This window comes from Streptomyces sp. NPDC088730, from assembly GCF_044751215.1.
Classification (GTDB): domain Bacteria; phylum Actinomycetota; class Actinomycetes; order Streptomycetales; family Streptomycetaceae; genus Streptomyces.
Map to the genome: position 1 here is coordinate 17,210 of NZ_JBIVLK010000023.1, position 17,377 is coordinate 34,586.

Genomic DNA, 17,377 nt, shown 5'->3' on the forward strand with positions numbered 1-17,377 from the left:
GCTCAGTCGGTGTCTTCGGCGCCCTCCGCCCCGGTCTTGGCCGGGAGCGCCTCGGGCGCCGCCGCGGTGCGCTTGAACATGCGGGTGGCGGTGATCTCCCCGTGCACCGTCTCCACGCCGGGATCCTGCTGCGGCAGTCCGGGACGCAGATGCTCCTCGACACTGATGTACTTCAGCCCGGCCCGCAGGTCCGCGTCGTTGCGCAACCTGATCACGAGCGGGAACTCGGCGAGTGCTGTCGTGTCGAAAAGGCCTGTGGTGTAGAGCAGTTGGACGCCGAGCGCGTCAGAGACCGCTCGCTGGAGCTCCAGCAGATAGGTGGCGTTGGCGCGGCCGATGGGGTTGTCGAGGAAGAGCGTGCCCGCGTGGTGGTGCTGGTGCCGGTCGCGGCCCCGGTCGTTGCTGCGCAGCGCCGCCATCGTGCAGTACAGCGCGATCGCGGCGGTCAGCAGCTGTCCGCCGGAGAAGACGTCGCCCATCTGCCCGACGGGTACGCGCTCCGCGCGCAGCACCGCGTCCGGCTTGAGGATCTCCACGGCGATGCCCTTGGGTTCCAGCGCCGCCTGCACCCCGCGCAGCAGCAGGGACATGCCGTCCCGGCGCAGGTCGGAGTTCTTCTTCAGGGCCGCCTTGGTGGCCTCGTCGATGACCTCGCCGAGCCGTTCGGTCAGGGTGGCCTGGTCCGGCTCCTCGAAACGGATCCGGAGGAACTCCTGGCCGGACCACTCCCCCAGTCCCTCGGGCAGCCGGGAGAGGCGCTGGGCGGAGCGGAGGGTGGTGAGCGCGGAATCCACCAGACCGCGCAGCCGGTCGACGATGGAGTCCCGGTTGCGTTCCAGCTGGGTCAGTTCGTCGGTGAGGACCCGCAGCCTGGGGGCGAAGGCGATGGCCCACTTCTCCGCGTGCTCGGGCAGCGCGGCGGCGGGAAGTTCACGGATCTGCTGGCGCGCCGGGGTGCGGACCTGCTCGTAACGGGTGGAGTTGGCGTGCCGGACGAGTACGTCGCTCGCCTCCCGGACAGCCGCTTCCGCGGTGGACAGGTCGGCGGCGCAGCCGCGCAGTGAGCGGCGGGCCTCCGCGGCGGACTGCCGGGCCTCTTCGAGACTGCCGGGGTACGGCTCGGGGGGCTCGGGCTCGTCGTCGCCGTGGTCCCTGAGGAGGTCGCTCAGCAGGGCGGCGGTCTCGTCGAAGCCGCCGGCCGAGTCCTCGGCGGTGCGGTGGGCGTGCAGCAGCTCGGCGTGGGCGGCCCTGGCGGTGTCCAGGGAGGCGGTGGCGGAGGCCAGTTCGGCCGTGGCGGTGCGCAGGAGGGTCTGGGCCTGCTCGGCGTCGGCGGGCACCCGCTCTTCGGGAAGCTCGGTGTGGAGGGTCTCACCGTCGGCGGGAGCGAGGCGCTCGGCCTCGCCGCGCAGCCTGCCGAGTTGCTCACTGGCGGCAGAGGCACGGGTCTCCAGGAGCTGGACCAGGGACTCGGCGCGGGCGGCGGCCGCCTGCCGGGACGGTCCGTCGGCGCCGTCCGTTCCTTCCAGAAGCTGGGCGGCCCGGGTGCGGACCTTGTTGGTGAGCCGGTCCAGCTCGGCCAGCGCGGCGCTCTCGTCGCTCTCGGCGCGGGCCTGTTCGGCGCGCAGGTCGGCGCCGACCCCCACCTTCTCGTAGAGCTGGGACGCCGCCCGGTACGCCTCGCGCAGGGCGGGCAGCGCGTGGCGCGGTGCGTCCGCTCCCGGCTCCGGGAGGTGTTCGGGCGCGCCGGCGATCTCGGCCCGTTCGGCGCGCAGGGCGCGGGCGGTGCGGCGGGCGTCGTCGGCGGCGCGCTGGGCGGCCCTGCGGTCCTCGTCGGCCGCTCTGGCCCGGTCCAGGCAGACGGCGGCGCGAGCCTCGGACTCCGCCGCCTCGTCGGCCAGTTCGCGCAGCTTGGCCTGCCAGCCCGCCCGTTCACGGAGGCGGAAGGCGAGTCCGGCGAGTGCGTCGGCGGCCCGGCGGGCGCGCTGGGCCGCCTCCTGCCGCTCGTCACGGACGCGGGCGGTGTCCGCGGCGGCCTCGTCCGCCTCCGCGCGTACGGTGCGGGCCTCGGCGAGTGCTGCCTCCGCCGTCCCGGCGGCGGTACGGGCGGTGCCGGCCGCCTCCGCGAGTTCGGCGAGGGTGCCGGGCGGGCAGTCCACCCGCCAGGAGCCGATCCGGGCGGCGAGCGAGCGGTCCGCGGTGAGCCGGGCGGCGAGGGTGCGGATGTCCTCGTCGCGGGCGGCGGCACGGCTCCTGAGCGCGTGCCGCTCCTCATCGGCGGCGTGCTCGTCGTGCATGGCCGGGTTCGGCGGGACGAGGAACACCCCGGAAGCCGCCCCGCCGTCCGCGCCGGAGCCGGTGCCGGGCTCCGGGACGGGGGCGAGCAGCGCGGCGGCGGTGCCGACGGCCACGGCGGAGCGGGGCAGCAGGGCGGCGGCGCCGAGTACCTCACGGGCGCGGGCGTGCGCTTCCGGATCGGTGATCACGACGCCGTCGACGAGCTCGGGCCGGGCGGCGAGCACGGCCGCGTGGTCGGCCGGGTCCACGGCCTGGGCGAGGTAGCGCCAGCCGGGCAGGGCGGGGATGCCGTGCTCTCCGAGGTACTCCACGGTGGCGAGGACGTCGGGTCCTGGCGGCAGCAGTCCGCCGTCACCGAGCGCGCCCAGGATGCGGGAGTCGTCGGCCGCCGCGGTGCGCAGCTCGAAGAGGCGCCGTTCCGCGGAGCCGACGGCCTGGTCGAGGAGCTCGCGCAGTTCTTCGGCGTTGCGGTCGAACTCCGCTGCGGTGAGGGGCTGTTCCGCCGCGCGGGGGCGTCCGGCGGTGACGGTGTGGGCGCCGGGCGCCGTCGGTTCGGTGCCGTCGTCGCCGGGGGCGGCGGTTCCCTCGGCGTTCGGGGTTTCCCGCCGCGGGCCCCGGTCCCCGGCACCGGTCTCCGCTCCGGCTTCGTCCCCGGCCGCGCCCCGCCGGGGCCGGGGTACGCCGCTGCCCTGCGCGGCGGGCAGGCCGAGCAGGTCCGCGAGGCGGTGCTCGGCGGCGATCGACTCGGCGGCCCTGAGCTCGGCCTCGTAGGCCTGCTCCGCGGCCCGCGCGCCGTCGGCGGCCCGTGCCGCGGCGAGTTCGGCGCGGCTCTCGGTGGCCGCCGCCTGCCGGGAGCGGTCCGCCGCCGAGCCGGCGGCCTCGCGTGCGGCGTCCCAGGCGGCGACCGCGGACTGCTCCGCGTCGTTCGCCGCGAGGGCCGCGCGGGCGGGGTCCGCGTTCGGCGCGGTGTCGTCGAGCCAGCCCGCCCGTACCGCTTCCGCGGTCTCCTGCTCGACCTCGGCGAGGCGCTGGCGGAGGTGGCCTGCCTCGCTGCGGGCACGCTGGGCCTCGGTGGCGGCCGTGGTGGCGTCACGGTGCGCGGCCTCGCCGGTGGTCTGGAGGGTCTCGGAGCGCTCCTCCTCCTCGTTGGCCACGCTCTCGCCCGCCTCGGCGGCGGTGTGCAGGGCCCGTACGAGATCGGCCGCGGCGGTGGCGCGTGCGGCCAGGGCCGGGGCGGCGTCGCGTTCGGCCTCGCGGATCGCTACGGCGACGCGTGCGGCCCGGTCGGCGGCGGCGCGGTGGCGCAGGACGGCCTCCGCCGCCTGCCAGGCGGAGTGCAGGGTGCGGGCGTCACCCAGCTCCCTGCGCTGGGCCGCGGCGCTCTTCTCGGCGGCGGTGAGCGCCAGGGAGGCGTGGCGGTAGGCGAGTTCGGCGGCGATCAGGGCGGCGCGGCCGCGGGCCTCCTCCGCGCCGGTGACGGTGTGGGCGGCGCCGGTGACCTGCTGGGCCAGCTCGGCGGTCCGGCCGCGCTCCAGTCCGGCGCGGGCGGAGAGCCTGTGGGCCAGTGTGCGGGTGCGGCGCTCGGCGCCGGCGTGGATGTCCCGGGTACGCGAACGCGTTCCGGTGGCCTCCACGATACGGCCGAGCAGGTCGACCGAGCCCGCGGTGAAGTCGCGCTCCGCGGTGAGTTCGGCGCGGCGGCCCAGCTTGTTGCCGAAGCCGCTGACCAGGTCGGCCAGACCGTCGGTGTCGCGGGTGTCGGTGACGGCGCGCAGTAGCAGGTCGGTGAAGTCGGAGTCCTTCTTGACGGCGAAGAGTCCGGCGGCCTCTCCTTCGTCGGCGTTCATCTCGCGCTGGTAGCGGAAGAGTTCGGGGTCCAGACCGAGGTCGCCGAGGTGCTCGTTCCAGCGGTCGTGGATCTCTTCCCAGTGCACGTCGAGGTGCTGGTAGAACTTGCCCGCCTCGGTGAGCGCGTCGCGGAAGCCCTTCATGGTGCGGCGCCTGCCGCGGGCACCGGAGACGCCCTCGGCGGGGCGGCCCACCGAGCTCGCCTCGGCCACCGGCAGTGAGTCGAGGCTCAGTCCGGGGCCGGGCCGGAAGGAGTACCAGGCCTCGGCGAACTTCCGGGGGTCGTTGGAGACCTGGCGCCCGCGCCACTCGCTGACCTTGCCGACGACGACGCACTCGCCGGTCAGGGTGTGCTGCCACTCCAGCGCCACATGCCCGCAGTCCTCGGCGAGCAGGAACTTGCGCAGAACGCCGGAGCTGGCGCCGCCGAGGGTGTTGCGGTGACCGGGCAGCATCACCGAGAAGATCAGCTTCAGCAGGACGGACTTGCCGCCGCCGTTCTCCAGGAAGAGCACTCCGGCGGGGGCGGGGCGGCGCGGCGGGCCGACCGGTTCCTCCTCGAAGAACTCCGCCTGGGCCGGCGCGGGGTGGGGCACGGGTTCGCCGACCCCGCGCAGGTCAAGCACGGTGTCGGCGTAGCGCGCACCGGCAGGCCCGATGGAGTAGAGGCGGACCCGGGACAGCTCGTACATGGCGGCGGACTCTCGTCGTTCAGGCGGCGGGAAAGGGGACGTCGGTGGCGGGGCCGGCCGTGCGGTGGCCGGCGTCGGCGGTGGGGTCGGTCAGCCGTGGAAGGGCAGCCCGGCGTCGGCCGCCAGCTCCAGGTCGTCCGGGTCGGGCGGCGGCAGCAGCGTCGCCGATCCGTCGGTGACCGGTACCACACCCAGTTCCAGCAGTTCGGCCATGGCGGCGCCGCCCGCCAGGTCGCGGACCTGGAGCTGGTAGCGGGCGGTGGTGCGGAAGGCGCCTCCGGCGTCGTCCCCGGTGCGCTGGAGGAAGCCGGAGTCGGTGAGGAAGGCGACGGCCTTGCCGACGATGCCGGTGGTGGATCCGGCCAGCCGCCGGGCGTCCTTGGTCGCTCCGGTGGAGCTGCGCCGGGCGTAGATCCGCCAGCCGGCCTCCAGGCCCGGGGCGTCACTGGCCGGGTCGGTGTTGTCGCCCTGCTCGTCGGCGCGCTCCTCCAGGCGGTGGCACGCCTGGCGCACGAAGGCGTCGACGCCGTTCACGGTGATCCGGCCGATATAGGCGTCGTCGGCGAGGTCCTCGGGGCGCGGGAAGGCCATCGCGGCGACGGCCAGGTGGGCGAGGCCGTGCAGGAAGCGGTCGGCGGAGTCCGGCGAGGCCCGGCGGGCGTAGTCGCCCATGCGCACCGCGAAGACCGAGTCCTCGCCCGCCGTGACGGCCATGCCCGCCCGGGTGGAGACCTCCAGCACGATGAGGCCGAGCCCGGTGGCGACGGCGTCCGCGAGACGGCCGAAGGCGGGCTCCTCCCGGTAGCGGCGCAGCAGTTCGGCGTACTCGGCGTCGCGGGCGGGCAGCAGCTTGGGCTGGAGGCCGAACGCCACGAGCCGGGCGGCGTCGGCGGCGTCGGCCGGGGTGACCCCGGCGGGGGCGGGCGGCGGCGCGGACGCGGTCCGGTCCGCTGGGTACGCGGCGCTCTGCTCGCTCCACGCGTCGGCGTGCTCTGCGCGGTGGTCGCTCACGACGGGCGCTCCTTGCTCCGGACGGACTTCGGTACGGGGTGGACGGGCGTGGATACGGGGTGGGCGGTTTTCGGTACGGGGTAAACGGGCCTGGATAGGGGATGGACAGGCCTGGGTACGGACTGCGCGGATCTCGGTACGGGCCGGGCATTCCGGGTGTGCCCGGAAGCCGCGCGGCGCGGACCGGCGGCGGGGCGTGCGGCGGCGTTCTCGGCGGCGGGCCGGGAGGCACCGGCCCGGACGGGAACCGGCGCCGTCACGCCGCCTCCGTGCGGTCCGCGGCCGTACCCGCCGCGTCCAGCAGTGCCGTGCCCACGATCAGGTCGGCGCCGCCGAATTCGGGGTCCTCCAGCTGGGTCCCGTCATCGACGGAGAAGAGCAGACGGCGCTCACCCTGGCGGTAGGCGGTGCCGACCGGCGGGCTGGCCGCGTGCACCGCGAGTAGGGCGACCAGGTAGGGCAGGTCGGCGTCGCGCAGTCTGGCCTCGGCCAGCAGCCCGGAGAGACGGCGCGGCGCGTCGGGCTCCAGGTCCAGCAGCTCCATAGCGCTCGCCAGCTGTTCCTCACTGAACCGGCTGTCGGCCGGGGTGGCGATCAGGTCGGGCTCCGGCATCTCGGCGCCCAGGTGTTCGCGCTCAAGGGGCGGGGTGAGCAGCATGTCGACCAGGTCGCCCAGCCGTACCGAGGTGGGGGTGCGCAGTCCCGTGCCGTGGGCGAAGAACGCGTCGGTGGCGCGGATCGACTGCTCGACGGGGAGCGGCAGCAGGGGCGCCAGCAACTGACCGTAGAGGTCGAGCCCGGTCCGGGCGGCCGGTGCGGCGAACGCCTGCCGGTCCTGCTCGGCGCGGAACAGCGGTCCCGCCTCCAGCAGCCGGGACTGCAGCTGGGTGTGGCGGCGGATGCAGTCCTTGACGATGTCGACGAGCTCGGCGGCACGGCGCTTGTGCTCGGGCTCCTCCGCCTCGTCACGGGCCCTGCGGATGTTGGTGAGGATGGCGTTCTCGTGGCGGTAGCGGTCGGCGACGTGGTCCAGCGCCTCCGCGATCATGTCGGGCACGGCGTTGAGCCAGTCGACCGCGCGGACGTTGCGCCGGGTCGCGTCGAGGGTCTTGCGGAGGGTCTCCGCGTACTGCACGGTCCGGTAACGGGCCTGCTCGGCGGCGAGTTGCGCGTCGGCGAGGCGGCCCCGGCTGATCAGGACCTCCAGCTTCACCTCAGCGGCGATCTGCGCGCTGGTGACGTCCGTGTCGAGGGCGCCGACCAGGACGTTGACGGCTTCGTCGGTGGCCCGCAGATAGACGCTGCCGCCGTAGCCCGGGACCTCTTCGATCAGCTTGAAGTCGTAGTCCCGGCGGACGTATGTGCCGTCCGGCCCGAAGGTGCCGTAGACGGCCCGGAAGCCCCGGTCCACGCTGCCGACGTTGATCAGGTTCTCCAGCACCCAGCGCGCGACGCGCTCGTGCTCCGCGGCCGGGCGGTACGGGGCCTGCGCGGCGACGCGCGGGAGGAGCCTGGCCACTATCTGGTCGTGGTCAGCGCCGGTGTCGAAGTCCATGTTGAGCGTGACGTGGTCGATCGCGGCGAGCGCGACCTCGGCCATCGCGTACACCGTGTACTCACCGGCCAGGTTCGCCTTGCGCACGTCGAGGTCGTGCAGCGGCGCCGTGCAGGCGAGGGCGCGCAGCCGTCGCGAGAGCCCCTCGTCGGCGGCCGGGCCCGGTGCGGGCCGGGTCCCCGCGCTGAGCTGCGGCGCAGCGTTGTCCGTGTAGGCAGGCGAAGTCACGCTGCACAGATTAGGTCCTCGCACCGACAACGGTCGAAACGGCGCAGAAGCGGCTCGTTGCCCCGGAGTCGGTCACGCCCCGCCGGACGGCTCACAGGGGCCGAGCGGTTCACTGGCCCCGGACGGCTCACAGGGCCGGAACGCCTCTCCGGAGACCGGCGGCCGGCTTCACGGGACCCGGGCGATTTCGCGCCGCGCGCCCCCGACGCGCAACGCCCAGCTGTTGGTACCCGGTCAGACGGCGGAGGCGTCCGGACCGATCCTGCTGCGTACCGCGGTCTGCACCTCGGCCTCCTCCGCCGGGTCGGCGGCCAGCCGGCGCAGCCGCTCGGCCACCCTGATGTCGCCGGTCTCCGCGTGGCGTGCGGCGACCTCCCGGGTCGTCTCCTCGCAGTCCCACAGGCACTCGACGGCGAAGCCGGTGGCGAAGGAGGGGTCGGTGGCGGCCAGCGCGCGGGCGGCCCTGCCCCGGAGGTGGGAGGAGGAGGTCTCCCGATAGACGTGGCGCAGGACGGGGGCGGCGCAGGCGATGCCCAGCCGTCCGGTGCCGTCGACCAGGGTCCACAGGCGCAGCGCGTCCGGCCCGTCGCCGCGTACGGCTTCGCGCAGGGCGCCGAGGACCAGCGAGGCGTCCTGCGCGCCGCCGCGGCCTGCCAGCACCCCGGCTGCCGAGGCACCGAGCGCGTCGGGCCGGCGGGCCCAGCGCCTGGCGCGGTCGACGGCCGCTTCGCCGCACATCCGCTCGAAGGCGGCGACGGCCGCGTCGGCGACGGTGCGCGAGGGGCTGACCGCCGCGGCCTCGATCAGGTCGAGCACGACCGGGTCCTGGGCCTCGGCCAGATAGTGCAGGGCCGCGCACCGGGCGCCTTCCGGACCGCTCCGGGCGGCCTCGACGATCCCGGGCCGGTCCTCCGGTCCCGCGACGGCGGAGAGGCAGCGGGCGGCCGGTACGTGGAGTTCGCTGCCTCGGTCGAGCCCCTGTTGGGCCCAGTCGAAGACGGCCTGGACGCTCCAGCCCGGACGGGGCCCTCCGGGCCGCATCTGCCGCTGCCAGCGGTCGAACGAGCCCTGTTCGGAGGCGGCCCTGACCCGGGCGCCGACCGCTTCGCGCGGATCGTCGGCCCAGAGCCGCCAGGGCCGGGGTTCGAAGGCGTCGCGCACGGCGCTGGCCAGCTCGGCCGAGCCCTCCGCGTCGGTGCCGAAGCGGGCGAGCACGGGCACGGCCAGGGACCGCAGACCGGCGTCGTCGTCGCGCAGGGCCAGCTCGTCCAGGGCCCAGGCCCAGTTGGCGCCGGTCGCCGCGTAGCGCCGCAGCAGGGCGAGGGCGTCGTCACGTCCGTAGGAGGCGAGGTGGCCGAGTACGGCGAGGGCGAGGCCGGTCCGTGACTCGTCGGTGTCCAGGTGGTCGTCGGGATCACCGAGGTGCCGCTCGATCTCCTCGATGCCGCCGTCGAGGTCGAGATAGAGGCGGGCGTAGTAGAGGGAGCGGTTCTCCACCTGCCAGTCGTGACGCGGATCGCTCAGGACGCAGTGGTTGAGAGCCGCCAGGGCCTCGGGGCGCGGTGCGGCGAGTGCGTGGAGCGTGCCGTCGCCGCGGCCCCTCTGCAACAGGCCGAGCAGGGTGCCGCTCGGCGCTATGAACGGATCAAACATGGGGAAAGCCTCACATCAAGCTGTCGACGCAACCGGGGACTGTGCAGTTCCGTGTGCAGGTGCCGTGCCGGGAGGGCACTACCTCGCGCGGCAACATGATCGGCCGACCGCCGTCTTCTGCCTGGTGCAGACCATCTTCCCGCCTCTCGTCGGTGGCCCGAACCGGGCCCGCGACGTCATGATGACCCACCCATTTCGCCACCGCGACCACATTTACGGCGGACCCGGTCAGCGGGAACCGAAGAGTTCCAGCAGGTCGGCCTTGCCGAACATGCGTGCGGTGTCCAGGGCGGAGGGGGTTCCGGCCGCCGGATCGGCCCCCGCGGCGAGCAGTGCCGCGATCACCGCGTCCTCGCCCTTGAAGACGGCTCCGGCGAGCGGCGTCTGCCCCCGGTCGTTGGCCCGGTCGGGATCCGCGCCGCGTCCGGTCAGTGCCGTGACCGCGGGGGCGTGCCCGTGATAGGCGGCGAGCATCAGCAGCGAGTCGCCCCGGTCGTTGGTGAGGTTCACCGGAACTCCGGCGTCCACGTAGGCCGCGAGCGCGTCGGTGTCGCCGCGGCGCGCCAGGTCGAAGACCTTGGTCGCCAGCTCAACCACCTCGGGATCAGGGGTTTCGCTCATCGGGGGGGCCGCCCTTCTTCTAACCGTTCGCTCCGCCGCCGGCCTGCGGGGGGATGCGTCTTGAGGCCGTACGAGTGAATCGACAGAGTACTGCCCGGACGCGCACCTGGCCCGGGTCACCCATGGCAGAAGATCACGTCGAGTGACGCCGGAGCGGTGCGCGGCCCCCGAACCGGTCCCGGCCCGCGCTTCACTGTCCGCCAGTTCAGTGAAAAACCCCACTTTTCACCCATTTACACCTTTTATCCTATAGATACTTCCGGTGAGCCTGGAAGGACTCATGGTGACTGTCCCCCCAACCAGGAGAACCACTCATGATCCTTTCCATGTCAGGCGTCGTCATCCTCGGCATCATCGTCTTCCTGTTCTTCAGGAAGGACGGTCTCAAGGCCTCGCACGCCCTCGTCACCGCCCTGTTCGGCTTCTACCTGGCCGGCACCGCCATCGCACCGAGCATCACCGCGGGCGGCGCGAGCCTCGCCGGACTCCTGGGCGGGATCAAGTTCTGACGTTCCGCTCCCGCTCCCACCCCCTTCAGGAGACAGACGTGGCCCGGCGACCACTCCCCCGCATTCTGAGCAGCGGCAGCGCTTCGATCACTCGCAGTCGCGAGTTCGCGCGCACGGCCGCCGACAGCGCCACCGACGTCCTCCATCCGCTGATCATGATCACTCGTGGTCTGCGGCTGCTGGCGGGTGCGGGACGGCAGAAGTGGGCCGCGACGCCCAAGGACCGGCGTGGTCCCACGCTGTTCCTCGTCGCGGCCTGCGTACTCGTGGTCGCGCTCGTCCCCTACGGGTCCGTCATGGCCCTGGTCACGGTGATGGGCGCCGCCGCGTGGAAGGGACGTCAGCGCACTCCCGTCAGAACCGGCCCGGACGAGGCGGAGACCGCGCGCCTTCAGTCCCTGTACGAGGCGCTCGTGCCGTACTTCTCCACGGCCGAGGACCCCAGTCCGCTGTTCGCCCACGGCGGCGACTGGGACCAGGTCTTCAGCGACTACGCCTTCGACGCCGACGGCCGGATCTCCCGGCTCGGGGTGTCCTACCCGGCGTACTTCACCGACAGCGAGGCCGCCTCGCGCGCCCGGATCGAGCAGCTGCTGCACGCCAAGTCGGGCCGGGGCCGCGAGTACCGCTTCAGCTGGGACGAGGAGGGCAACCGGCTCGTCATGAGCGTGCTCGACGCCCTCCCCACCTCGATCACCGCCCAGCGCTTCGTCATCGCGCCCGGCGAGACCGTCCTCGGGTTCACGGACGAGGACGCGGTACAGCGCACCGTGCCGGTGAGCGACGGGGAGGAGACCCGGGACGCGCCGGGCGTCGTCTGGCGAACCGGCGCACGCACCACGGAGCCGCATCTGCTGGCCGTCGGCCAGCCGGGCAGCGGCACCACCACGCTGATTCGCTCCATCGCCCTCCAGGCACTCCAGCAGGGCGACATCCTGATCATCGAGGGCAGCGGCATCGGGGAGTACGCCTGCTTCAACGGCCGCGAGGGCGTGCTGGCCGTGGAGTGCGGGGCGGCCGGGGCGCTGGCCACCCTGGAATGGGCGGCGCAGGAGACGGAGCGCCGGCTGTTCGAGGCCAACCGGGCCCGGCAGTCCGGCGACGCCGTCCCCGAGGACACCCGGCGCCCGCTCTGGATCCTGCTGGACCGGCCCAGCGTGCTCGCCCATCTGGCCGCCGCCGGCGGCGGGCCGGACCCCCAGGAACTGCTCCAGGTTCCGCTGCGGCACGGCAGGGCCGCCAACGTCACCGTGGTGATGGCCGAGCAGTTCGACAGCCTGGACGGTCTGAGCGACACCGTGCGGAACCACACCCGGGCCAGGGTGGTCCTCGGTCACTGCTCCCCCGCGCAGATCGAATCCGTCCTGGGACTTGAGCCGCACACCACCCCGACCCCGGACGTCCCGCCCGGCCGCGGGTACGCCCGGCTCGGCACCGGCCCGGTGCTGCGCGTCCAGGTGCCGGCCACGCCCGATCCGTACGACGACGCGACCGGCGAGGCGCAGCGGCAGACGGTGCTGGGCCTGCTGCCCGAACGGCGGACCGCGATCGAGGCGACCGCACCCGACCCGGAACCTGCACCGACCACGGCGGTTCCCGACCCGGAACCGGCGCAGACCACGGCGGTTCCCGTCGCCATGGAGTCCGCGGCCATCAGCGACTGAGAATCCCCACAGGTGTGGGAGGGCCCGCGGATGAGGTGATCCGCGGGCCCTCCCGTACGTCTCGCCCGACGGATCAGGCGACGAACGTCCGGGGCGCCTCCGCGCCCGCGCCCGCCCCGGAGCCGACCAGCTGGGCGGCGGCCGCGAGCCGCAGCGCCGCCTCGTCCGCCACCGGTCCGCCGACCGTGAACGGCAGCCGTACGTATCCCTCGAAGGCACCGTCGACCCCGAACCGGGGCCCGGACGGCACCCGCACCCCGACCCGCTCCCCGGCCACCGCGAGCCGCGATCCGGAGAGGCCGCCGGTGCGCACCCAGAGCGTCAGGCCGCCGCGCGGTACGACGAACTCCCAGTCGGGCAGCTCCCGCCGCACGGCCGTGACCAGCGCGTCCCGGTTGCCCCGCGCCTGCTCCCGGCGGATCTGTACGGCCTCTTCCCAGCCGCCGGTGCGCATCAGCCAGTTGACGGCCAGCTGCTCCAGGACCGGGGTGCCCATGTCGGCGTAGGCGCGGGCCGCCACCAGGCTGCGGATGACGTCCGGCGCGGCTCGCACCCAGCCGATCCGCATGCCCGCCCAGAACGCCTTGCTGGCGGAGCCGACGGTGAGCACGGTGCTGCCCGCCGGGTCGAAGGCGCAGACCCGGCGCGGCATCCGCACGTCCTCGTCCAGGTGCAGCTCGTTCATCGTCTCGTCGACGACCAGGACCGTGCCGGCCGAGCGGGCGGCGTCCACCAGCGCGCGCCGCCGGTCCTCGTCGGCCAGCGCCCCGGTGGGGTTGTGGAAGTCCGCGACGACGTACGCGAGCCTGGGCGCCGCGTCCCGCAGCACCTGGCGCCACCGGTTCAGGTCCCAGCCGCCGAGCCCCTCCTCCATGGCCACCGGCACCAGCCGGGCACCCGCCTCCCGCATCAGCTGGAGGATGTTGGCATAGCTCGGGGACTCCACCGCGATCCGTTCCCCGCGGCCCGCGAAGAGATGGCAGATGGCGTCGATCGCCCCCATCGCACCGGTGGTGACCATGATCTGCTCGGGCATCGTGGGGATGCCGTCGGCGGTGTACCGGTCGGCGATCATCTGCCGCAGCGCGGGCAGCCCGGCCGGGTAGTCGCCGTGCGTGTGCGCGTACGGCGCCAGTTCCTCCAGGGCGCCCTGGACGGCACGGGTCAGCCACGGTTCGGGGGCGGGCAGCGAGGCGCAGCCCAGGTCGATCATCGAGCCGAGCGCCTCGGGGGGCAGCGGTTCCAGGCCCCTGGCGGGCAGCGGGTTGCCGGCCGGCACCGCCGTCCAGCTGCCGGCCCCGCGCCGGGACTCCAGGAACCCTTCGGCCCGAAGCGCCTCGTAGGCCGCGGCGACCGTCGTACGGCTGACGGCCAGGGCGAGCGCCAGTTCCCGTTCGGCGGGCAGCCGGGCGGCGACCGGGACCCGCCCCTCCAGGACGAGCAGCCGGATGCCGTCGGCGAGCGCGCGGTAGGCCGGCGGCCTGCGGTTGCCGGGGCCCGTCGGCCTGGGCTGCTGGGCGTGAAGCTGCCGGGCGAGCTGAGCGGCACCGACCGCCGATGTCCACTGGGCCATGAGAATCAGTCCACCTTCCTCGGATTGGCCATGGTTGGCGGTCAATCCCCTGCCACAGAGTGACACGCAGCAGTCCACTACCACCACACCAGGGGGCCCACTTGTCCACCACCACCGCCGTCCGGCAGCGAACGCACCTCACCCGCCGGCTGATCCAGCTGTACGCGGGTCTGGCGCTGTACGGGGCGAGTTCGGCGCTGCTGGTCGTCGCCGGGCTCGGTCTGGAGCCGTGGGGAGTGCTGCACCAGGGGCTCGCCGAACGCACCGGGATCACCATCGGCGTCGTCTCGATCATCATCGGCGCGATCGTGCTGCTGCTCTGGATCCCGCTCCGGCAGCGGCCGGGACTGGGCACCGTCTCGAACGTCTTCGCCGTCGGCATCGCGATGGACGGCACGCTGGCCCTCGTCCCCGATGTGCACGGGCTCACCGCGCGGGCCGGGGTGATGGTGGCGGGCATCGTCCTGAACGGTGTGGCGACTGGGCTGTACATCGCCGCCCGGTTCGGTCCCGGGCCGCGCGACGGTCTCATGACCGGCCTGCACCGGCGCACCGGCCACTCCATCCGGCTCGTCCGCACGGCGATCGAGGTGGCGGTCGTGGCGACCGGATACCTGCTCGGCGGTTCCCTCGGCATCGGGACGGTCCTCTACGCCCTGGCGATCGGCCCGCTCGCCCAGTTCTTCCTGCGCTTCTTCGCGATCCCGGACAACAGCCGCCCCACGGCCACCACCCCGCCGTCCGGGCAGGCGATACTGCCGCAGTGACTTCCGTACGCCATCCCTATCTGGACCACCCCGCTCCGCTCGCGTTCGCCCACCGGGGCGGTTCCGCGGACGGGATCGAGAACACCGCGGCGGCGTTCCGCCGGGCCGCGGAGGCCGGGTACCGCTACTTCGAGACCGATGTGCACGCCTCGGCGGACGGCCGCCTGGTGGCCTTCCACGACGCCACCCTGGACCGGGTGACCGATGCCGGGGGCCGGATATCGGAGCTGCCGTGGAGCGAGATACGGCGGGCCCGGGTGGCGGGCCGGGAACCGCTGCCGCTGTTCGAGGAGTTGCTGGAGGCGTTCCCGCAGGCGCACTGGAACGTGGACATCAAGGCCGCACCCGCCCTTGAGCCGCTGGTGGACCTGATCCGCCGGGCGGACGCCTGGGACCGGGTGTGCGTCGGCTCGTTCTCCGAGGCCAGGGTCGCCAGGGCGCACCGGCTGGCCGGGCCCCGGCTGGCCACCTCCTACGGAGTCCGCGGGGTACTGGGCCTGCGGCTGCGCTCCTACGGCATCCCGGCGGCGTTGCGCGCGGGGGCGGTGTGCGCCCAGGTGCCGGAGAGCCAGGGCGGCATCCGGGTCGTGGACCGGCGCTTCGTGCGGGAGGCGCACGCGCGAGGGCTCCAGGTGCACGTCTGGACAGTCAACGAACCGGAGCGGATGGCAGCGCTCCTGGACCTCGGCGTGGATGGCATCATGACCGATCACATCGAGACGCTGCGCACGGTGCTGAGCGAGCGGGGGGCCTGGGCCTGACGCCGGCCCGGTGACGTCTCCACGGGGAGAGACGAGGGGTGCGCGATGAGTGCCGAGACGACGGACGCCGCCGAACCGGCCCGGGGCACGCCCGGGGCGGCCGGCCCCGGTGAACGCCGGCGCGAGCAGCGCGGCTGGTACTTCTACGACTTCGCCTGCTCCGTCTACTCGACGAGCGTCGTCACCGTGTTCCTGGGCCCGTATCTGACCTCGGTCGCCAAGGCCGCCGCCGACGCCGACGGCTACGTCCGGCCGCTCGGCATCCCGATCCGTGCCGGGTCGCTGTTCGCGTACACGATCTCGGCGTCCCTCGTCGTCGCGGTGATCCTGATGCCGATCGTGGGCGCGGCCGCCGACCGCACGGGCCGCAAGAAGCCGCTGCTGGCGGCGGCCGCCTACGTGGGCGCCACCGCCACCGCCGCGATGTTCTTCCTGGACGGCACCCGCTATCTGCTCGGCGCGTTCCTGCTCATCGTGGCGAATGCCGCGATATCCGTGTCGATGGTCCTCTACAACGCCTATCTGCCGCAGATCTCGGAGCCCGACGAACGTGACGCGGTCTCCTCACGCGGCTGGGCCTTCGGCTACACCTCCGGGGCGCTGGTCCTGGTCCTCAACCTGATCCTCTACACGGGCCACGACTCCTTCGGCCTCTCCGAGTCGGACGCCGTCCGGATCTGCCTGGCGTCGGCCGGTGTCTGGTGGGGTGCCTTCACCGTCGTTCCGCTGCGCCGGCTGCGCGACCGGCAGGTGGCCCCGGGCCACGGGGCGGTCGGGTCAGGATGGGGGCAGCTGCTGGCGACCCTGCGCGACATGCGCCGCCATCCGCTCACCCTCTCCTTCCTCCTGGCGTACCTCGTCTACAACGACGGCGTGCAGACGGTGATCTCCCAGGCCTCGGTGTACGGCTCGGAGGAGCTGGGCCTCGACCAGACGACGCTGATCACCGCCGTCCTGCTGGTCCAGATACTCGCGGTGGCCGGAGCGCTGGGCATGGGCCGGCTGGCCCGGGCGTACGGCGCGAAGCGCACGATCCTCGCGTCCCTGGTCGTCTGGACCCTGATCCTGGTCGCCGGCTACTTCCTGCCGGCCGACGCGCCGGTGTTCTTCTACGCGCTGGCCGCGGCGATCGGCCTGGTCCTCGGCGGCAGCCAGGCCCTGTCGCGCTCGCTCTACTCGCATCTGGTGCCGCGCGGCAAGGAGGCCGAGTACTTCTCCGCGTACGAGATGAGCGACCGCGGGCTGAGCTGGCTGGGGCCGCTGGTGTTCGGTCTCGCGTACCAGCTGACCGGCAGTTACCGGGACGCGATCATCTCGTTGGTGATCTTCTTCGTGGCCGGTTCCGTACTGCTCGCGAGGGTGCCGGTCCGGCGGGCCGTGGCGGCGGCGGGGAATCCCGTTCCCGAACGGATTTAGACGTTGAAGTAAAAGGCCGGTAGTGTACGCCTTTGGCCTGCCCGGAGGACCGTTACTGCCAGTGGAAGAATCCAAACCGTTGGGTGACAACTTCTGCCAGATGTGACAAACCGGGCATTGGCGGGTACTTGAACCCTGGCAAACCTGAAAACTCAGCGGCACGACGGGCGACGCATGACCGGCAACGGGAATCTTTGCCGCCGACCGGACGTTGAGCCGGATGACGACGACAGCGACACCTGTCCTGTGGGCGACAAGCCCGGGAGGCACGATTCATGAGTGAGCGAGCTCTCCGCGGCACGCGACTTGTGGTTACCAGCTACGAGACGGACCGCGGCATCGATCTGGCCCCGCGCCAGGCGGTGGAGTACGCATGCCAGAACGGACATCGATTTGAGATGCCGTTCTCGGTAGAGGCGGAAATTCCGCCGGAGTGGGAGTGCAAGGCGTGTGGCGCCCAGGCACTCCTGGTGGACGGGGATGGCCCCGAGGAGAAGAAGGGCAAGCCTGCGCGTACGCACTGGGACATGCTCATGGAGCGGCGCACACGCGAGGAGCTGGAGGAGGTGCTGGCCGAGAGGCTGGCGGTTCTGCGCTCCGGAGCCATGAATATCGCCGTGCATCCGCGGGACAGCAGGAAGTCTGCCTGACCGCGTAGCACAGCACTGAGACAGAGCTGCGGGGCGCGACACCTTGTGTGTCGCGGCCCGCCGCTCAGTGTACAACTGTTAAAGCCCAGTAGAGGCAAAAGGGGTGGGGGGGCCCCGGGTTTACGGGGGAGGGG

12 protein-coding genes are annotated in these 17,377 nt (G+C 73.4%); 6 read left to right on the forward strand and 6 right to left on the reverse strand.

Annotated features, from left to right (window positions below; genetic code table 11):
• Positions 1-2: 2 nt before the first annotated feature.
• The 5 genes from ACIP89_RS35505 to ACIP89_RS35525 all read right to left on the reverse strand — a co-directional run bounded on the left by ACIP89_RS35505 (position 3) and on the right by ACIP89_RS35525 (position 9,903).
• Positions 3-4,835 carry a hypothetical protein gene (locus ACIP89_RS35505; protein WP_401933738.1) on the reverse strand — a complete coding sequence of 1,611 codons (4,833 nt, stop codon included), beginning with the start codon at positions 4,833-4,835 and terminating at the stop codon, positions 3-5.
• A gap of 90 nt (positions 4,836-4,925) precedes the next feature.
• Positions 4,926-5,846 (reverse strand): hypothetical protein, encoded by a 921-nt coding sequence (locus ACIP89_RS35510; RefSeq protein WP_401933735.1) that lies wholly within the window; start codon positions 5,844-5,846, stop codon positions 4,926-4,928.
• A 256-nt stretch (positions 5,847-6,102) separates the two neighbouring features.
• Entirely contained in the window at positions 6,103-7,629 is a 1,527-nt protein-coding gene (locus tag ACIP89_RS35515) for a hypothetical protein (RefSeq protein ID WP_401933733.1), read from the reverse strand.
• A 234-nt stretch (positions 7,630-7,863) separates the two neighbouring features.
• Positions 7,864-9,282 (reverse strand): HEAT repeat domain-containing protein, encoded by a 1,419-nt coding sequence (locus ACIP89_RS35520; RefSeq protein ID WP_401933730.1) that lies wholly within the window; start codon positions 9,280-9,282, stop codon positions 7,864-7,866.
• Positions 9,283-9,510: 228 nt separating this feature from the next.
• Positions 9,511-9,903 (reverse strand): ankyrin repeat domain-containing protein, encoded by a 393-nt coding sequence (locus tag ACIP89_RS35525; protein ID WP_371774293.1) that lies wholly within the window; start codon positions 9,901-9,903, stop codon positions 9,511-9,513.
• 314 nt (positions 9,904-10,217) lie between these two features.
• Between ACIP89_RS35525 and ACIP89_RS35530 the strand changes: the two genes are divergently transcribed.
• Together ACIP89_RS35530 and ACIP89_RS35535 are read left to right on the forward strand one after the other, a co-directional pair.
• On the forward strand, positions 10,218-10,412 hold the full coding sequence (locus tag ACIP89_RS35530; RefSeq protein WP_018103962.1) for a hypothetical protein: 195 nt from the start codon (positions 10,218-10,220) through the stop codon (positions 10,410-10,412).
• A 38-nt stretch (positions 10,413-10,450) separates the two neighbouring features.
• A complete protein-coding gene (locus ACIP89_RS35535; protein WP_401934177.1) occupies positions 10,451-12,076 on the forward strand; it encodes a hypothetical protein in 1,626 nt (541 codons plus the stop codon).
• A 73-nt stretch (positions 12,077-12,149) separates the two neighbouring features.
• On the opposite strand, the gene ACIP89_RS35540 is transcribed toward ACIP89_RS35535, so the two are convergent.
• The gene (locus tag ACIP89_RS35540) at positions 12,150-13,649 is read right to left on the reverse strand and encodes a PLP-dependent aminotransferase family protein (protein WP_401933724.1); all 1,500 of its coding nucleotides are present in this window, start codon (positions 13,647-13,649) and stop codon (positions 12,150-12,152) included.
• 101 nt (positions 13,650-13,750) lie between these two features.
• On the opposite strand from ACIP89_RS35540, the gene ACIP89_RS35545 reads away from it, so the two are divergent.
• The 4 genes from ACIP89_RS35545 (at position 13,751) to ACIP89_RS35560 (ending at position 17,243) form a co-directional block, all read left to right on the forward strand.
• A complete protein-coding gene (locus ACIP89_RS35545) occupies positions 13,751-14,416 on the forward strand; it encodes a YitT family protein (RefSeq protein ID WP_401934181.1) in 666 nt (221 codons plus the stop codon).
• Positions 14,413-15,177, forward strand: coding sequence for a glycerophosphodiester phosphodiesterase (locus ACIP89_RS35550; RefSeq protein ID WP_073739403.1), 765 nt, complete (start codon positions 14,413-14,415; stop codon positions 15,175-15,177). Before ACIP89_RS35545 ends, ACIP89_RS35550 begins: the two co-directional genes overlap by 4 nt.
• A gap of 45 nt (positions 15,178-15,222) precedes the next feature.
• Positions 15,223-16,593 carry an MFS transporter gene (locus tag ACIP89_RS35555; protein WP_401933718.1) on the forward strand — a complete coding sequence of 457 codons (1,371 nt, stop codon included), beginning with the start codon at positions 15,223-15,225 and terminating at the stop codon, positions 16,591-16,593.
• Positions 16,594-16,868: 275 nt separating this feature from the next.
• Complete coding sequence (locus tag ACIP89_RS35560; RefSeq protein WP_003959706.1) at positions 16,869-17,243, forward strand: RNA polymerase-binding protein RbpA; 375 nt, start codon at positions 16,869-16,871, stop codon at positions 17,241-17,243.
• Positions 17,244-17,377: the final 134 nt, after the last annotated feature.